Annotated in this window: 13 protein-coding genes and 1 pseudogene; 13 read left to right on the top strand and 1 reads right to left on the bottom strand. The window is 71.1% G+C overall.

Annotation, left to right across the window (positions count from 1 at the left end):
* Positions 1 to 59: 59 nt before the first annotated feature.
* On the top strand, positions 60 to 1,616 hold the full coding sequence (gene ffh, locus ACZ6RT_RS29355; protein ID WP_470157225.1) for a signal recognition particle protein: 1,557 nt from the start codon (positions 60 to 62) through the stop codon (positions 1,614 to 1,616).
* A gap of 260 nt (positions 1,617 to 1,876) precedes the next feature.
* On the opposite strand, the gene ACZ6RT_RS29350 is transcribed toward ffh, so the two are convergent.
* The gene (locus ACZ6RT_RS29350; RefSeq protein ID WP_470157224.1) at positions 1,877 to 2,437 is read right to left on the bottom strand and encodes a hypothetical protein; all 561 of its coding nucleotides are present in this window, start codon (positions 2,435 to 2,437) and stop codon (positions 1,877 to 1,879) included.
* 267 nt (positions 2,438 to 2,704) lie between these two features.
* On the opposite strand from ACZ6RT_RS29350, the gene rpsP reads away from it, so the two are divergent.
* The 12 genes and pseudogenes from rpsP (at position 2,705) to dprA (ending at position 12,464) form a co-directional block, all read left to right on the top strand.
* Positions 2,705 to 3,241 (top strand): 30S ribosomal protein S16, encoded by a 537-nt coding sequence (rpsP, locus tag ACZ6RT_RS29345; protein WP_399187254.1) that lies wholly within the window; start codon positions 2,705 to 2,707, stop codon positions 3,239 to 3,241.
* 1 nt (position 3,242) lies between these two features.
* Positions 3,243 to 3,485, top strand: coding sequence for an RNA-binding protein (locus tag ACZ6RT_RS29340; RefSeq protein WP_344888290.1), 243 nt, complete (start codon positions 3,243 to 3,245; stop codon positions 3,483 to 3,485).
* Between the two features lie 110 nt (positions 3,486 to 3,595).
* Positions 3,596 to 4,141, top strand: coding sequence for a ribosome maturation factor RimM (rimM, locus tag ACZ6RT_RS29335; RefSeq protein WP_399187252.1), 546 nt, complete (start codon positions 3,596 to 3,598; stop codon positions 4,139 to 4,141).
* 2 nt (positions 4,142 to 4,143) lie between these two features.
* Positions 4,144 to 4,938 (top strand): annotated as a pseudogene (gene trmD / locus ACZ6RT_RS29330) (tRNA (guanosine(37)-N1)-methyltransferase TrmD); the annotation flags it as partial.
* A gap of 389 nt (positions 4,939 to 5,327) precedes the next feature.
* The gene (gene rplS / locus ACZ6RT_RS29325) at positions 5,328 to 5,681 is read left to right on the top strand and encodes a 50S ribosomal protein L19 (RefSeq protein ID WP_344888299.1); all 354 of its coding nucleotides are present in this window, start codon (positions 5,328 to 5,330) and stop codon (positions 5,679 to 5,681) included.
* Between the two features lie 154 nt (positions 5,682 to 5,835).
* A complete protein-coding gene (gene lepB / locus ACZ6RT_RS29320) occupies positions 5,836 to 6,705 on the top strand; it encodes a signal peptidase I (RefSeq protein WP_399187250.1) in 870 nt (289 codons plus the stop codon).
* The gene (gene lepB / locus ACZ6RT_RS29315) at positions 6,702 to 7,307 is read left to right on the top strand and encodes a signal peptidase I (protein ID WP_399187248.1); all 606 of its coding nucleotides are present in this window, start codon (positions 6,702 to 6,704) and stop codon (positions 7,305 to 7,307) included. Before lepB (ACZ6RT_RS29320) ends, lepB (ACZ6RT_RS29315) begins: the two co-directional genes overlap by 4 nt.
* 64 nt (positions 7,308 to 7,371) lie before the next feature.
* Entirely contained in the window at positions 7,372 to 8,058 is a 687-nt protein-coding gene (locus ACZ6RT_RS29310; RefSeq protein WP_470157223.1) for a ribonuclease HII, read from the top strand.
* 39 nt (positions 8,059 to 8,097) lie between these two features.
* The gene (locus tag ACZ6RT_RS29305) at positions 8,098 to 8,421 is read left to right on the top strand and encodes a DUF2469 domain-containing protein (RefSeq protein WP_030511723.1); all 324 of its coding nucleotides are present in this window, start codon (positions 8,098 to 8,100) and stop codon (positions 8,419 to 8,421) included.
* A gap of 544 nt (positions 8,422 to 8,965) precedes the next feature.
* Entirely contained in the window at positions 8,966 to 9,319 is a 354-nt protein-coding gene (locus ACZ6RT_RS29300; protein ID WP_344888311.1) for a YraN family protein, read from the top strand.
* A gap of 50 nt (positions 9,320 to 9,369) precedes the next feature.
* The gene (locus tag ACZ6RT_RS29295; RefSeq protein ID WP_470157222.1) at positions 9,370 to 11,139 is read left to right on the top strand and encodes a YifB family Mg chelatase-like AAA ATPase; all 1,770 of its coding nucleotides are present in this window, start codon (positions 9,370 to 9,372) and stop codon (positions 11,137 to 11,139) included.
* On the top strand, positions 11,136 to 12,464 hold the full coding sequence (dprA, locus tag ACZ6RT_RS29290; protein WP_470157221.1) for a DNA-processing protein DprA: 1,329 nt from the start codon (positions 11,136 to 11,138) through the stop codon (positions 12,462 to 12,464). Before ACZ6RT_RS29295 ends, dprA begins: the two co-directional genes overlap by 4 nt.
* Positions 12,465 to 12,827 lie beyond the last annotated feature (363 nt).

The raw sequence follows: 12,827 nt of genomic DNA, 5'->3' as shown, positions 1-12,827 counted from the left end.
CCAGCGGATAGGCTGGGAGGTCGAGTCGCAGACCTGTAGCGCAGAGGCTGGCCAATCACGTGTTCGAGACGCTTTCCGACCGGCTGACATCGGTCTTCTCCTCCCTTCGATCCAAGGGTCGGCTGTCCGAGGCCGACATCGACGCGACCTGCCGCGAGATCCGTATCGCGCTGCTCGAGGCCGACGTCGCCCTGCCCGTGGTCAAGGCGTTCGTCGCCCAGGTCAAGGAGCGGGCCCGCGGTGTCGAGGTCTCCCAGGCGCTGAACCCGGCGCAGCAGGTCGTCAAGATCGTCAACGACGAGCTCATCGAGATCCTCGGCGGGGAGACCCGGCGGCTCCGGTACGCCAAGAACCCCCCGACCGTCGTCATGCTCGCGGGCCTGCAGGGCGCGGGCAAGACGACCCTGGCCGGCAAGCTCGCCCGCTGGCTGCGCGAGCAGAACCACACGCCGCTGCTGGTCGCCGCGGACCTCCAGCGGCCCAACGCGGTCCAGCAGCTCTCGGTCGTGGCCGAGCGGGCCGGTGTCGCGGTCTACGCGCCCGAGCCCGGCAACGGCGTCGGCGACCCGGTCGAGGTGGCCCGCCGGTCCCTCGACCACGCCAGGCGGCAGCAGCACGACATCGTCATCATCGACACCGCCGGCCGCCTGGGCATCGACCAGGAGCTGATGAGGCAGGCCGCCGACATCCGCGACGCGGTCTCGCCCGACGAGGTCCTCTTCGTGGTGGACGCCATGATCGGCCAGGACGCCGTCACCACGGCCCAGGCGTTCATGGAGGGCGTCGGCTTCGACGGCGTGGTGCTGACCAAGCTCGACGGCGACGCCCGGGGCGGCGCCGCGCTCTCGGTCCGCCACATCACCGGCAAGCCGATCATGTTCGCGTCCACCGGTGAGAAGCTCGAGGACTTCGACGCCTTCCACCCGGACCGGATGGCCTCCCGGATCCTCGACATGGGTGACATCCTCACCCTGATCGAGCAGGCTCAGAAGACCTTCGACGAGGCCGAGACCGCCAAGATGGCGAGCAAGCTCACCTCGGGCGAGGGCTTCACGCTGGAGGACTTCCTCGAGCAGATGATGATGGTCCAGAAGATGGGCCCCATCAAGAACCTGCTCGGCATGATGCCCGGCATGGGGCAGATGCGCGAGCAGCTCAACCAGGTCGACGACCGCGACCTCGACCGCATCGCCGCCATCATCCGCTCGATGACCCCGGCCGAGCGGCAGAACCCGAAGATGATCGACGGTTCCCGCCGGGCCCGTATCGCCAAGGGCTCGGGGGTGACGGTGACCGAGGTCAGCGGCCTGGTGACCCGCTTCTTCGACGCGCAGAAGATGATGAAGCGGATGGCCGGCGGGATGGGCATCCCCGGCATGCCGGGCGGCCGCAAGGCCGGCAAGGCCGCCCAGAAGAAGGCGGCCAAGGGACGCAGGGTCAGCGGCGACCCGCGCAAGGCGGCGCTCGGCAAGGCGGCCTCCGACAAGGGCGCCGAGACGCCCCCGGCCGGGAACGGCCTGCTCGGCAAGCTGGGCTCGCGGCAGCAGCTCCCGCCGGGCCTGGAGCTGCCCCCGGGCTTCGACCCCTCGACCTTCAAGTTCCCCGGCCAGAAGTGAGCGGCGGCCCCGGACGGGCGGGGCCCGCAGGAGTGAGGAGCCCAGGTGAGCGATGACCGCTTCAACTCGCGTACCCGGTGGATCTGGGTGGTCATCATGCTGGGCTTCATCGTGGTGACCGTGCTGGAGCTGGCCGGGGTACGCCCCGCCTAGCCTTCCCGCCCGGTCCTGCCCGTCCGGTCTTTCCTGTCCGGTCTTTCCGGCACCCGGTCTTTCCCACGGGTGCGCGGAGCCGTGGCCCGGTGGGCCGGGCGCGCGGGCTATCCGGCGGGCACGGCCCGCATGACCCGCGTCACCCGTACGGGGGCCGTGGCCCCGGGCGTCCGCACGGAGGCGTCGTCCCCCGTGCCTTCCGGCACCACCGGCCCGTCCGGCAGCACCGGCGTCCCCGGGACCACCGGAGGGGTCGGGGAGGGGGCCGGGAGCCGTACCGGATCGTTCTCCGGGACATCGTCGCCTGTGCCGCCTGCGGGGACCGAGGCGGCGGACAGGCCAGGAGCGGCGGGGCGGAGCGCCGGGAGGTCTCCCAGGACGCTCCGCAGGAGGATCTCCGCGGCACCGGCCGGGGCCCGCTCCCGGAAAACGTCCGGGACGCCTTCCGGCGCGCCCACCGGTCCCGGCGCGCCCACCGGTCCCGGGACGTTCGCCGGGACGCCGGGCGCGGGGACGGGGACCGCGGGCACCGGGGCGGTGGAGGCCGGTGCGGGCAGGGGGGCCACGACGGCCCGGCCCTCGGGGGCCGTCCTGATGGCCAGCACCGCGCCCAGCACGGCGATGGATCCGGTCGCGGTCAGCAGCAGGGATCTGAGGGTGGTCGGCACGGCGGCCATTTAGCGCAGCAGCCCGGCCCGCCCACGACCCCGGACACACGCGGATTACCGAGATTTGCCCTCTCCACGGCCCATCGGATGGCCGTGGATCGACCGGGCACCCCCGGGGGTCTGGCACAATGACATGTTGGAACATCGTGACACGTGGTTGCCCTCTCACTCCCGCGTGCCATGCCTGTCCCTCGAACGGTCCTCTCCTCGTGCCCCACTCGATGAGACGCCGCTCACCCACGCTCTAATGCAGGAGAGACCACACCAGTGGCAGTCAAGATCAAGCTCAAGCGGCTCGGCATGATCCGCAACCCGCAGTACCGCATCGTCATCGCCGACAGCCGCACCAAGCGTGACGGCCGGGCGATCGAGGAGATCGGCCTGTACCACCCGAAGGAGAACCCCTCGCGCATCGAGGTCGACTCCGACCGGGCGGCCTACTGGCTGGGTGTCGGCGCCCAGCCGACCGAGCCCGTGCTCAAGCTCCTCAAGCTGACCGGCGACTGGCAGAAGTTCAAGGGCGAGCCCGCCCCGGCTCCGCTGCTGGTCGCCGAGCCCAAGAGCGACCGTCACGCCGTGTACGAGGCCGCCGCCAAGGAGGCGCTCTCCCTGGAGGCCGCCACCACGCCGAAGAAGTCGACCCGCAAGGCGGCTCCCAAGGCCGACGACGCGGCTCCGAAGGCCGAGGCGGCCCCCAAGACGGAGGCCGCTCCTGAGGCCGCTCCTGAGGCCGAGGCCGCCGCCGAGACCCCGGCCGAGCCGACCGCGGCCGCCGAGGAGAAGAAGCCGGAAGGCGAGGCCTGAGGTGCTTGAGGAGGCCCTCGAGCACCTGGTGAAGGGCATCGTCGAGTTTCCGGACGACGTCCAGGTTCACGCTCGCCGCATCCGCAGCGGGCGTGTGCTCGAGGTCCGGGTCCATCCCGAGGACCTGGGTAAGGTCATCGGCCGCGGTGGCCGTACGGCCAAGGCGCTCCGCACCGTCGTGAACGCCCTCGGCGACGGCAAGTACGTCCGGGTCGACCTGCTCGACCTGAACGAGGCCCGCTAGGCGCCGAGAAGCGTCCCATCGAGCGAACGGGCCACCCGCCCAGCGTGGGTGGCCCGTCTGCTTTCCCCAGTTCTTCCGGGTTCTCCCGGCACAGCAGTGAGGAGGCGGGCGTGCAGCTCGTCGTAGGGCGGATAGGCCGCCCGCACGGACTCCGCGGAGACGTTTCCGTGGAGGTGCGCACCGACGAGCCGGACAGGCGTTTCGCCCCGGGCACCGCCCTGGCCACGGACCCCGCCTCGGCCGGACCGCTGGTCGTCGAGTCCCGCCGCTGGCACTCGGGGGTCCTGCTGGTCAGGTTCGAGGGGGTGGCCGACCGCGACCGCGCCGAGGAGCTCCGCGGGACCATGCTCGTCATCGACTCGGGGGACATCCCGCCGCCCGAGGACCCGGACGAGTTCCACGACCACCAGCTCATCGGCCTGACCGTCGTCACGCCCGCGGGCGAGGCGGTGGGCGAGGTCTCCGACGTGCTCCACCACGGCCAGGACCTGCTCGTCGTACAGCGATCCGGGGGCACCGAGGGCACCGGGGGCGCGAAGCCCGCCGAGGTCTACGTGCCGTTCGTCAAGGCCCTGGTCCCCGTGGTCGACCTGGACAAGGGCCTCCTCGTCGTGGACGGCCCGCCCGGGCTGCTCGATCCGGACGAGATCGTCTGACCATGCGCGTCGACATCGTCTCGATCTTCCCCGAGTACTTCGCCCCCCTCGAGGTCTCCCTCATCGGCAAGGCCCGCGAGCGCGGCATCCTCGACGTCCGGCTGCACCAGCTCCGCGACCGCGCCCACGACGTGCACCGCACCGTGGACGACACCCCCTACGGCGGCGGCCCCGGCATGGTCATGAAGCCCGGCCCGTGGGGGGAGGTCATCGACGCCGTCCTGGCCGAGGATCCCGGCACCCGGCCGCGGATGATCGTCCCCACCCCCAGCGGGGTGCCCTTCACCCAGAGGCTGGCGATGGAGTACGCCGCCGAGCCCTGGCTGCTGTTCACCCCGGCCCGCTACGAGGGCATCGACTCCAGGGTGACGGCCGAGTACGGCACCCGTCTGCGGGTGGACGAGGTCAGCATCGGCGACTACGTCCTGGCCGGGGGTGAGGTCGCGGTGCTGGTGATGATCGAGGCCGTCGGACGGCTGCTGCCGGGGGTGCTGGGCAACGCCCGCTCGGCCGTGGACGACTCGTTCGCGCCCGGCGCGATGGAGAACCTCCTCGAGGGCCCGGTCTACACCAAGCCGCCCGAGTGGCGGGGTCACGAGGTGCCGGAGGTCCTGCTCTCCGGCCACCACGGGAAGGTGGCCCGGTGGCGGCGGGACGAGGCGTTGCGCCGTACCGCCAGGAACAGGCCCGAGCTGCTGGCCCTGATCGGGCCGGAGAGCCTGGACCGCAGGGACCGGGAGGTGCTGGCCGAGACGGGGCTGGCGATCACCGACGCGGCGGGCGGTCCCGTACCGGACCGTGGCGCCGCTCCCGCGCCGGATCGCGGCCCCGCGCCCGCGGCCGGGACTGTCCGCGTTCCGGACGCCGTTGCCGGTTCCGTCTCGGACGACGCCGGTTCCGTGCCGGACGCCGCCGATCACGGTGACGACGCCGTCGCCGATCATGTCGCCGGTCCCGCCGACGGCCCGCAGAACCGGGCGTTCTGACCGGTTGATTTCCGATCGGTCGAAAGGATATGGCAGACTGAAGCGTTGCCGCCGGTCGAGTTCGGGCCGACGCGCGTCGCCGGCCAGACGGTTCCGGCTCCGAGACACAGTCCACTCCAGCACGCGTGTCCGTCACGACGCCGCCCCGCCGCGGCCGGACGGACCTCCGCGCGCCTTTGACAGACGAGGTACCAACTGCCATGCACACGCTGATCAGCGAGCTCGAGAAGTCCGCGCTCCGCACCGACGTCCCGGACTTCCGGCCCGGTGACACGCTCGAGGTCCACGTCCGGGTCATCGAGGGCAGCCGGTCCCGTGTCCAGGTCTTCAAGGGCTTCGTCCTGCGCCGTCAGGGCGGTGGCGCCCGCGAGACCTTCACCGTCCGCAAGGTCAGCTACAGCGTCGGCGTCGAGCGCACCTTCCCGGTGCACAGCCCGGTCATCGAGAAGATCAACCTCGTGACCCGTGGCGACGTCCGCCGCGCCAAGCTCTACTACATGCGCGACCTGCGGGGCAAGGCCGCCCGCATCCGCGAGAAGCGCGACGCCCGCTAGGCGTCCGCCCGTCGTCGTCCTGGCCCGCCCCCTTGGAACGCGGGGGCGGGCCAGTGGCGTGTGACGGGATTTGAAATCCTGTGGCGATAAGCAGGCTAGGTGGTACCCGGTGGCTCGACCACTTGGTACCGGCCATCATCTAGGCTCGTCTGCGATGACTAGCGAAGACCGGGAGTACGGCGCAGTCTCGCGTCGACCTGTCGAGGACGAGGTGGACGTGGTCGCCGAAGACACCCAGAAGACCGCCACAGATGACAAGGGCAAAAAGAAGGGTTCCTTCTGGAAGGAACTGCCCGTCCTGATCGTCGTGGCCTTGGTGCTCGCCCTCATAATCAAGACGTTCGTGATCCAGGCGTTCTACATCCCGTCGGAGTCGATGGAGAACACCCTGCTCACCAACGACCGCGTTCTGGTCAACAAGCTCGTCTACCGCGCCCGCGACATCGAGCGCGGTGACGTGGTGGTCTTCTCCGGGGTCGACTCCTGGGATCCCGAGGTCGACCTCGAGGAGCCCTCCAACCCGGTCGTCGGGTTCTTCCGCTGGGTCGGCACCGCCTTCGGCGTGGTGCCCGGCGAGAAGGACTACATCAAGCGGGTCATCGGCGTCAGCGGGGACACGGTGAAGTGCTGTGACGCCCAGGGCCGGGTGACGGTCAACGGGGTCGCCATCGACGAGAAGTCGTACCTCTACCCCGGAGACGTGCCGTCCCAGAAGGAGTTCGAGGTCAAGGTCGGCCCGGGACGCCTGTGGGTGATGGGCGACCACCGGGTGGTCTCCCTCGACTCCCGATCACACCTGGGTGACCCGGGCGGGGGGACGATCCCGGTGGACAAGGTGATCGGCCGGGCCTTCGTGATCGTGTGGCCGTTCTCCAGGGCGACGACCCTCCCCATTCCCGACACGTTCGGCCAGCAGGCGCTCAAGGTGGCCGCGGTCGCCGGAGGCGCCACCCCGTTCCTGGCGGGCTTCGCCGGTGCCGTACCGCTGGTGCTGTGGCGTCGTCGCCACCTTTCGAGGCGGTGAGCGCACCCATGGCCGCCGAACCCGAGGTCGGGAAGAGAAAGAAGCGCGGTAAGGGCGGTGGCCTGCGCGAGTCACTGTTCCTGCTGGTGTGCGGGGTGCTGGTGGCCCTGCTGTTACAGGTCTTCGTCTTCCAGTCGTTCCACATCCCGTCGGAGTCGATGGAGAGCACCCTGCTCGTGGGCGACCGGGTGGTCGTCAACAAGCTGCACGGAGCCTCCGAGCGCGGCGACATCGTGGTCTTCAGCGGCTGGAACGACCAGGACACCATCAAGCGGGTCATCGCGGTCGGCGGTGACACCGTGAAGTGCTGCGACGCCAAGCGCCGCATCACGGTCAACGGCGTGCCGCTGGACGAGAGCTCCTACCTGTACTCCGAGGACTTCCCCTCGGGTGACGAGTTCGAGAAGGTCGTGCCCAAGGGACGGCTGTGGGTGATGGGAGATCATCGCACCGCCTCGGCCGACTCGCGGGCCCAGGAGGAGAGGCTGGGGGAGGGCACGGTCTCCGAGGAGGACGTCATCGGCCGCGCCGTCGCGATCTACTGGCCGTTCTCCAGGGCCACCGTCCTGTCCCGGCCGGAGAGCTTCCTCAAGGTGAGATAGCGGTACCGAATACCCCGAAGGGGGCGTACTCTCTGCTCATGTTCGGTGTGTCGCCCGTGGTGCCATGACGGCGGTGTTTCGCCCCAGACCCAGCGTGGTCCGGCGGGATTCCGGGTTCTACGGCTACGAACGGGCCCTGGAGCGCCGCGGGCTCGGCCCGGTGGCCGGGGTCGACGAGGCCGGCCGGGGCGCCTGTGCCGGGCCCCTGGTGGTCGCCGCGGTGGTGCTGGGAGTCCGGATCGACGGCCTGGACGACTCCAAGCTGCTGACGGCCTCCCGGCGCGAGTCGCTCCACGAGCGGATCACGGCCACCGCGCGGGCGGTCGCGGTGGTGGTGATCCCACCGGCCGAGATCGACTCCCGTGGCCTTCACCGGTCCAACATCGAGGGAATGCGCAGGGCCGTGGCACGGTTACCCTGTGACCCCGGCTACGTTCTCACCGACGGGTTTCCCGTCCCCGGTCTGCCCGCCCCGTCACTGGGCATGTGGAAAGGGGACCGGGTGGCGGCCTGCGTCGCCGCGGCCTCGATCGTGGCCAAGGTGACGCGGGACGAGATGATGATCGCGTTGCACGAGCGCCATCCCCGGTACGGGTTCGCCGTGCACAAGGGGTACGGCACCGCAGATCATCGCAGGGCTCTCGGAACCTACGGCCCGTGTCCGGATCATCGCTTCTCGTTCTCGACGGTGGCGCGGTCAGGAGCGGGCGAGGTGATGGGTGAGAATGAAGTGGGGGCCGGGACCGTCTGACCTGGCGGTTCGGGGTGGGCGTTTGACAGGAGGACCGGTATGAGCGCAGAGGATCTCGAAAAGTACGAAACCGAGATGGAGCTGCAGCTTTACCGTGAGTACCGCGATGTCGTCGGCCTGTTCACCTATGTCGTGGAGACCGAGCGCCGCTTCTATCTCACCAACTCCGTCGATCTGGACGTGCGCACGGCCGAGAACGGGGACGTGTTCTTCGACGTGAAGATGCAGGACGCCTGGGTCTGGGACATGTACCGGCCCGCGAGGTTCGTCAAGAACGTACGGGTGGTGACGTTCAAGGACGTCAACGTGGAGGAACTGGCCAAGCCCGATCTCGAGATGCCCAAGGAGGGCTTCTCCTCCTGAGCGTTTCCGGTGCCCGCCGGTGAGGGACGTCCTCGCCCGGTGGGCGGGGGTGGGAGCGGGGCCGAACGGGCCCGGACGGGTGCGAACCGGAAGGGCTTTGATCGGACGGCTCTGATCGGACGGGCTCGGCTCCGGCAGGGCCTTCTTGGATGGCTCGGTACGGCCGGGGTGGCCGGGGTGGCCGGGATGATTCAACGCGGCGATGGCCGGGATGATCGGCGCGTCGATGGCCGGGATGATTCAGCGCGGCCGGAGGATCCGGGCCGCCGGAGCCGGTGGCGGGCCTCGGAGCCGATGCGTGAGCGGCCACTCGGGGTACGGCCGGTGATCGTGAACCGGTGATCGTGAACCGGTGATCATGGACCGGTGATCGTGGACCGGTGCGAGGTGGTCGCGGGGCCGAGGGCTTCCATGAAACGCCACCGTCCCCGGGGGCTCGTTCGTCCACAGGGGTTCTCGCGGCAGGGCGACTGTCCACAGAATCCGGTTCGGTCCCTTGCGGGTGGGGCGTGCTGGGCGAAGGTCTGGAACCGGAGGTGGTTCCATGGCCGCGAAAGACGCGCTCGGCAGGCACGGTGAACAGATCGCCGTGGATTATCTGCTCGCCCACGACCTGCAGATCCTGGACCGTAACTGGCGGTGCCGGGAAGGGGAGATCGACGTCGTCGCCCGCGAGGGGCGCACGCTCGTCGCGGTGGAGGTGAAGACCCGCTCCGGCCGTAGCCACGGCACCGCCTTCGAGGCGGTCACCGACGCCAAGATCGCTCGTCTGCGCAGGCTCGCGGGCAGATGGCTGGCCGACAGGCACGAGCGGTTCGACGCGATCCGGGTCGACGTCGTCGCCCTGGAGCGGTTCGCCGGAGACTTCGCCATCCGTCATGAGCGGGGGGTGTGCTGATGCCTCCCGGGCTGTCATGGATCGTCCGCTCACCCCGGGAGGTGAGCTGAGTGGCCGTCGCACGCACGCGCTGCGTCGCCCTGGTCGGGGTGACCGGCCGCCTGGTCGAGGTCGAGGCCGATGTCAGCAGCGGTGTGGCGGGCCTGCACCTCATCGGCATGCTCGACACCGCGCTGAGCGAGGCCCGCGACCGGGTCCGCTCCGCCCTGGTCAACAGCCGTTACGCCTGGCCCGACGCCCGGATCACCGTCAGCCTGTTCCCCGCCAGCCTGCCCAAGCGAGGCAGCCTGTTCGATCTCGCCATCGCAACGGCGCTGCTCGCGGCCGCCGGGTCCGTGCATCCGGAGAAGGTCGCCGAGCCGTTCTTCCTCGGTGAGCTGGGTCTTGACGGCTCCGTCCGGCCGGTGCGCGGGGTCCTGCCCGCCGTGCTGGCGGCCGTGGCGGCCGGTGCCCGCACCGTGGTCGTCCCGGCCGCAAACGCCGCCGAGGCCGCTCTCGTGCCGGACGTGACCGTGGTCCCGGCGACCACGCTGGCCGCCCTGATGAGCCGGTTGCGGAGCGACGGACCCCTGAGTGATCTTCCTGCCGGAGCCGGAGCCGGAGCCGGAGCCGGAGATGAGGGCGAGGGCGAGGGGAGGGGTGGGGGAAGGGCCGGGAGTGCGCGGCACGCGGTGTCCGCCACCGGATCGTCCCTTGTCGGGATCCCCGGCTCATCCAGGCGGGAGACCGCCCTCGGCCCGCTTCCGGGAGCTCCGGCCCGGGTGGCCGTCCCGGGCCCTGGAGAGGCGGCCCCGAGGTCAGGGCGGTCCCCGGGCCTGGAGGGGGTCACCGAGCCGGGTGAGGCGCCGGGCCACGTGGAGGGTCCCGACCTGGGGGACGTCGCCGGTCAGCCTCTCGCCCGCCGGGCCCTGGAGGTCTGCGCCGCCGGTGGTCACAACCTGTGGATGCTCGGGCCTCCGGGCACCGGGAAGACCATGCTCGCCGAGCGGCTGCCGACCCTGCTCCCGCCCCTGGAGTGGGAGCACGCGCTGGAGGTGACGGCCATTCATTCGGTCGCGGGCGTGCTGCCCGCCGACCGTCCCCTGCTGGTGCGTCCGCCCTTCGTGGCGCCGCACCACACCGCGACCGTCGCCTCCCTCATCGGAGGAGGCAGCGGGATGATCCGTCCCGGCGCGGTCTCGCTGGCCCATCGTGGAGTGCTCTTCCTGGACGAGGCCCCGGAATTCCCGGCCACCGTTCTCGACGCGCTGCGGCAACCGCTCGAATCGGGCCAGGTGACGGTCGCGAGGGCGCTGGGGTCGGTGACCTTCCCCGCCCGGTTCGCGCTGGTGCTGGCGGCCAACAGGTGTCCCTGCGCGCGGCCCTCCACCCCGGCCGACCCGTGCGCCTGCGCTCCCGCCGCCCGGCGCCGCTATCTCGCCAGGCTCTCCGGCCCGCTGCTGGACCGCATCGACGTCAAGGTCAGCCTGTTCCGGTCGACCCGGCGCGAGCTCCTGGCCGACCGCAGGTTCATCGAACCGAGCAGGGTGGTGGCCGAGCGGGTACGGCTGGCCCGCGAACGCGCCGCCAAGCGGTTCGCCAACACCCCGTGGCGGTGCAACGCCGAGGTCCCGGCCCGGCTCCTGCACACCGAGTACCGCCCGTCGTCCTCGGCCATGTCACCGCTGCTCCGGCATCTCGACAGCGGCCTGTTGAGCGCCCGGGGGCTCGACCGGATCCTCAAACTGTCCTGGACCCTTGCCGATCTCGGTGGCAAGGACCGGCCCGAACTGCACGAGACCAACACCGCCCTCGGGCTCTGGCTGGGGGAGGAACGATGAACGACAGGCTCGCGCGGCTCGTCCTGATGCGCCTGGCCGAGCCCGGGGACGCCGCCATGGGCGCACTGGTCGCGTTGCGCGGCCCCCGGCGGGCCGTCGACCTGGTCAGGGAGGGCGTGATGGACGCAGACCTCGCCCAGCGGCTGGCCGGAGGTGCGCCCGATCCCCATGACGTGGAAGCCGGTTCCCGCACCACCGAGCCTCCCCGGGAGGGCGCCGAGCCCGCCCGGCACGGCACGGCACCCTCTCGGAAGGGCGCGGAGCCCGTCTCCGTCCCGGTGGCCGCAAAGGACGGCTCCGGGCAGGGACGAGAAGGGCGGCTCGCGACCAGGGCGGCACGACTCGATCGGACGATCGCCTCCTGGGCGGCCCGGTTGAAGACGGCCGACCCCGAGCGGGACCTGGCCGAGGGGGAGCGGATAGGGGCGAGGCTGGTGATCCCCGATGACCCCGAGTGGCCCAGCCAGCTGGACGACCTGGGAGCCTCCCGGCCCTACGCCCTCTGGGTGTACGGGGACGCCGACCTGCGGTTCTCCTGCCTGCGATCCGTCGCGGTGGTGGGTTCCCGTGCGGCCACCCCCTACGGCACGCACGTCGCGGCGGAGTTCGGGGCAGGGCTGAGCGAGAAGGGGTGGCATGTCATCTCCGGCGGAGCCCATGGCATCGACGGCGCGGCCCACCGTGGCGCCCTCGCCTGTGAGGCGCCGACCGTCGCCGTGCTCGCCTGTGGCGCCGATGTCGCCTATCCCAGCTCGCACCAGCAGCTTTTCGCCGCCATCCGCGCGAGGGGAGTGCTGGTCAGCGAGTCTCCCCTGGGCGCCCACCCGACCCGGCCGAGGTTCCTGGTCAGGAACCGCCTCATCGCGGCCCTGTCCCGGGGCACGGTGATCGTCGAGGCGGCCGTACGCAGCGGGGCCCTCAACACCGCCGGGCACGCGGTCGCGCTCAACCGCCATCTGGCCGCCGTCCCCGGACCGGTGACCTCGGAGGCGTCGATCGGGTGTCACCGGCTGATTCGTCAGGGCAGGGCCACCTGCGTCACCGGCCCCGAGGAGGTGATCGAGCTCATGGGCACGATGGGTGCGGATCTCGCTCCGGAGCCACGTGGTCCGGTGCTTCCCCGCGACAGCCTCGATCCGGAGAGCCGCAGGGTCGTCGAGGCCATGCCCACCCGGATCGGCGTGGGGCCGGCGACGATCGCGGTCGCCGCCGGGGTCGACCTGGACACCGCGCTCTCCTGTCTCGGCGGGCTGGCCGCGGCGGGCTACGTCGAACGCGTCTCCCGGGGCTGGCGCCTCCGCCCCGACCGGCCCGCAGGCGGGTAGTTCCTCTTTCGAGCGGATCGGCACCCGTCGACATCATCGGTACATGGCCGAGTGGACTCTGGAGGGGAGGGGCCCGCGCGTACCCGGATGGACCGGCCCGGAGCCGAGAGACCTCGGCGTATCCGAGTGGATCATCTGCGTTCACAGGGACCGCACACATTCGGGAGCACCGATACGTCCTTGGGCAGACCGGCCTGAAGCCGAGAGGCCGACATGCGTTCAAGCGGCCTGGCATGCCGTCGCGGCGGCGTCGAATCCGGGGCCACCGATTCGAGGACGATCAAGCCGGTCGAACACGCTGCCCGGTCGAACACGCTGCCCGGTCGGGCAGGCTGTCCGGTCGAGCAGGTTTCCGGGTCGAAC

Source organism: Streptosporangium sp. NPDC050148 (genome assembly GCF_055586505.1).
The sequence above is the reverse complement of the archived record's forward strand: the minus strand, read 5'-3'. Positions and strand labels throughout refer to the sequence as shown.

Coding starts and splice junctions, on each gene's coding strand:
- rplS (WP_344888299.1), top strand. CDS start 5,328: ATGCACACGCTGATCAGCGAGCTCGAGAAGTCCGCGCTCCGCACCGAC.
- lepB (WP_399187250.1), top strand. CDS start 5,836: ATGACTAGCGAAGACCGGGAGTACGGCGCAGTCTCGCGTCGACCTGTC.
- ACZ6RT_RS29310 (WP_470157223.1), top strand. CDS start 7,372: ATGACGGCGGTGTTTCGCCCCAGACCCAGCGTGGTCCGGCGGGATTCC.
- ACZ6RT_RS29305 (WP_030511723.1), top strand. CDS start 8,098: ATGAGCGCAGAGGATCTCGAAAAGTACGAAACCGAGATGGAGCTGCAG.
- ACZ6RT_RS29300 (WP_344888311.1), top strand. CDS start 8,966: ATGGCCGCGAAAGACGCGCTCGGCAGGCACGGTGAACAGATCGCCGTG.
- dprA (WP_470157221.1), top strand. CDS start 11,136: ATGAACGACAGGCTCGCGCGGCTCGTCCTGATGCGCCTGGCCGAGCCC.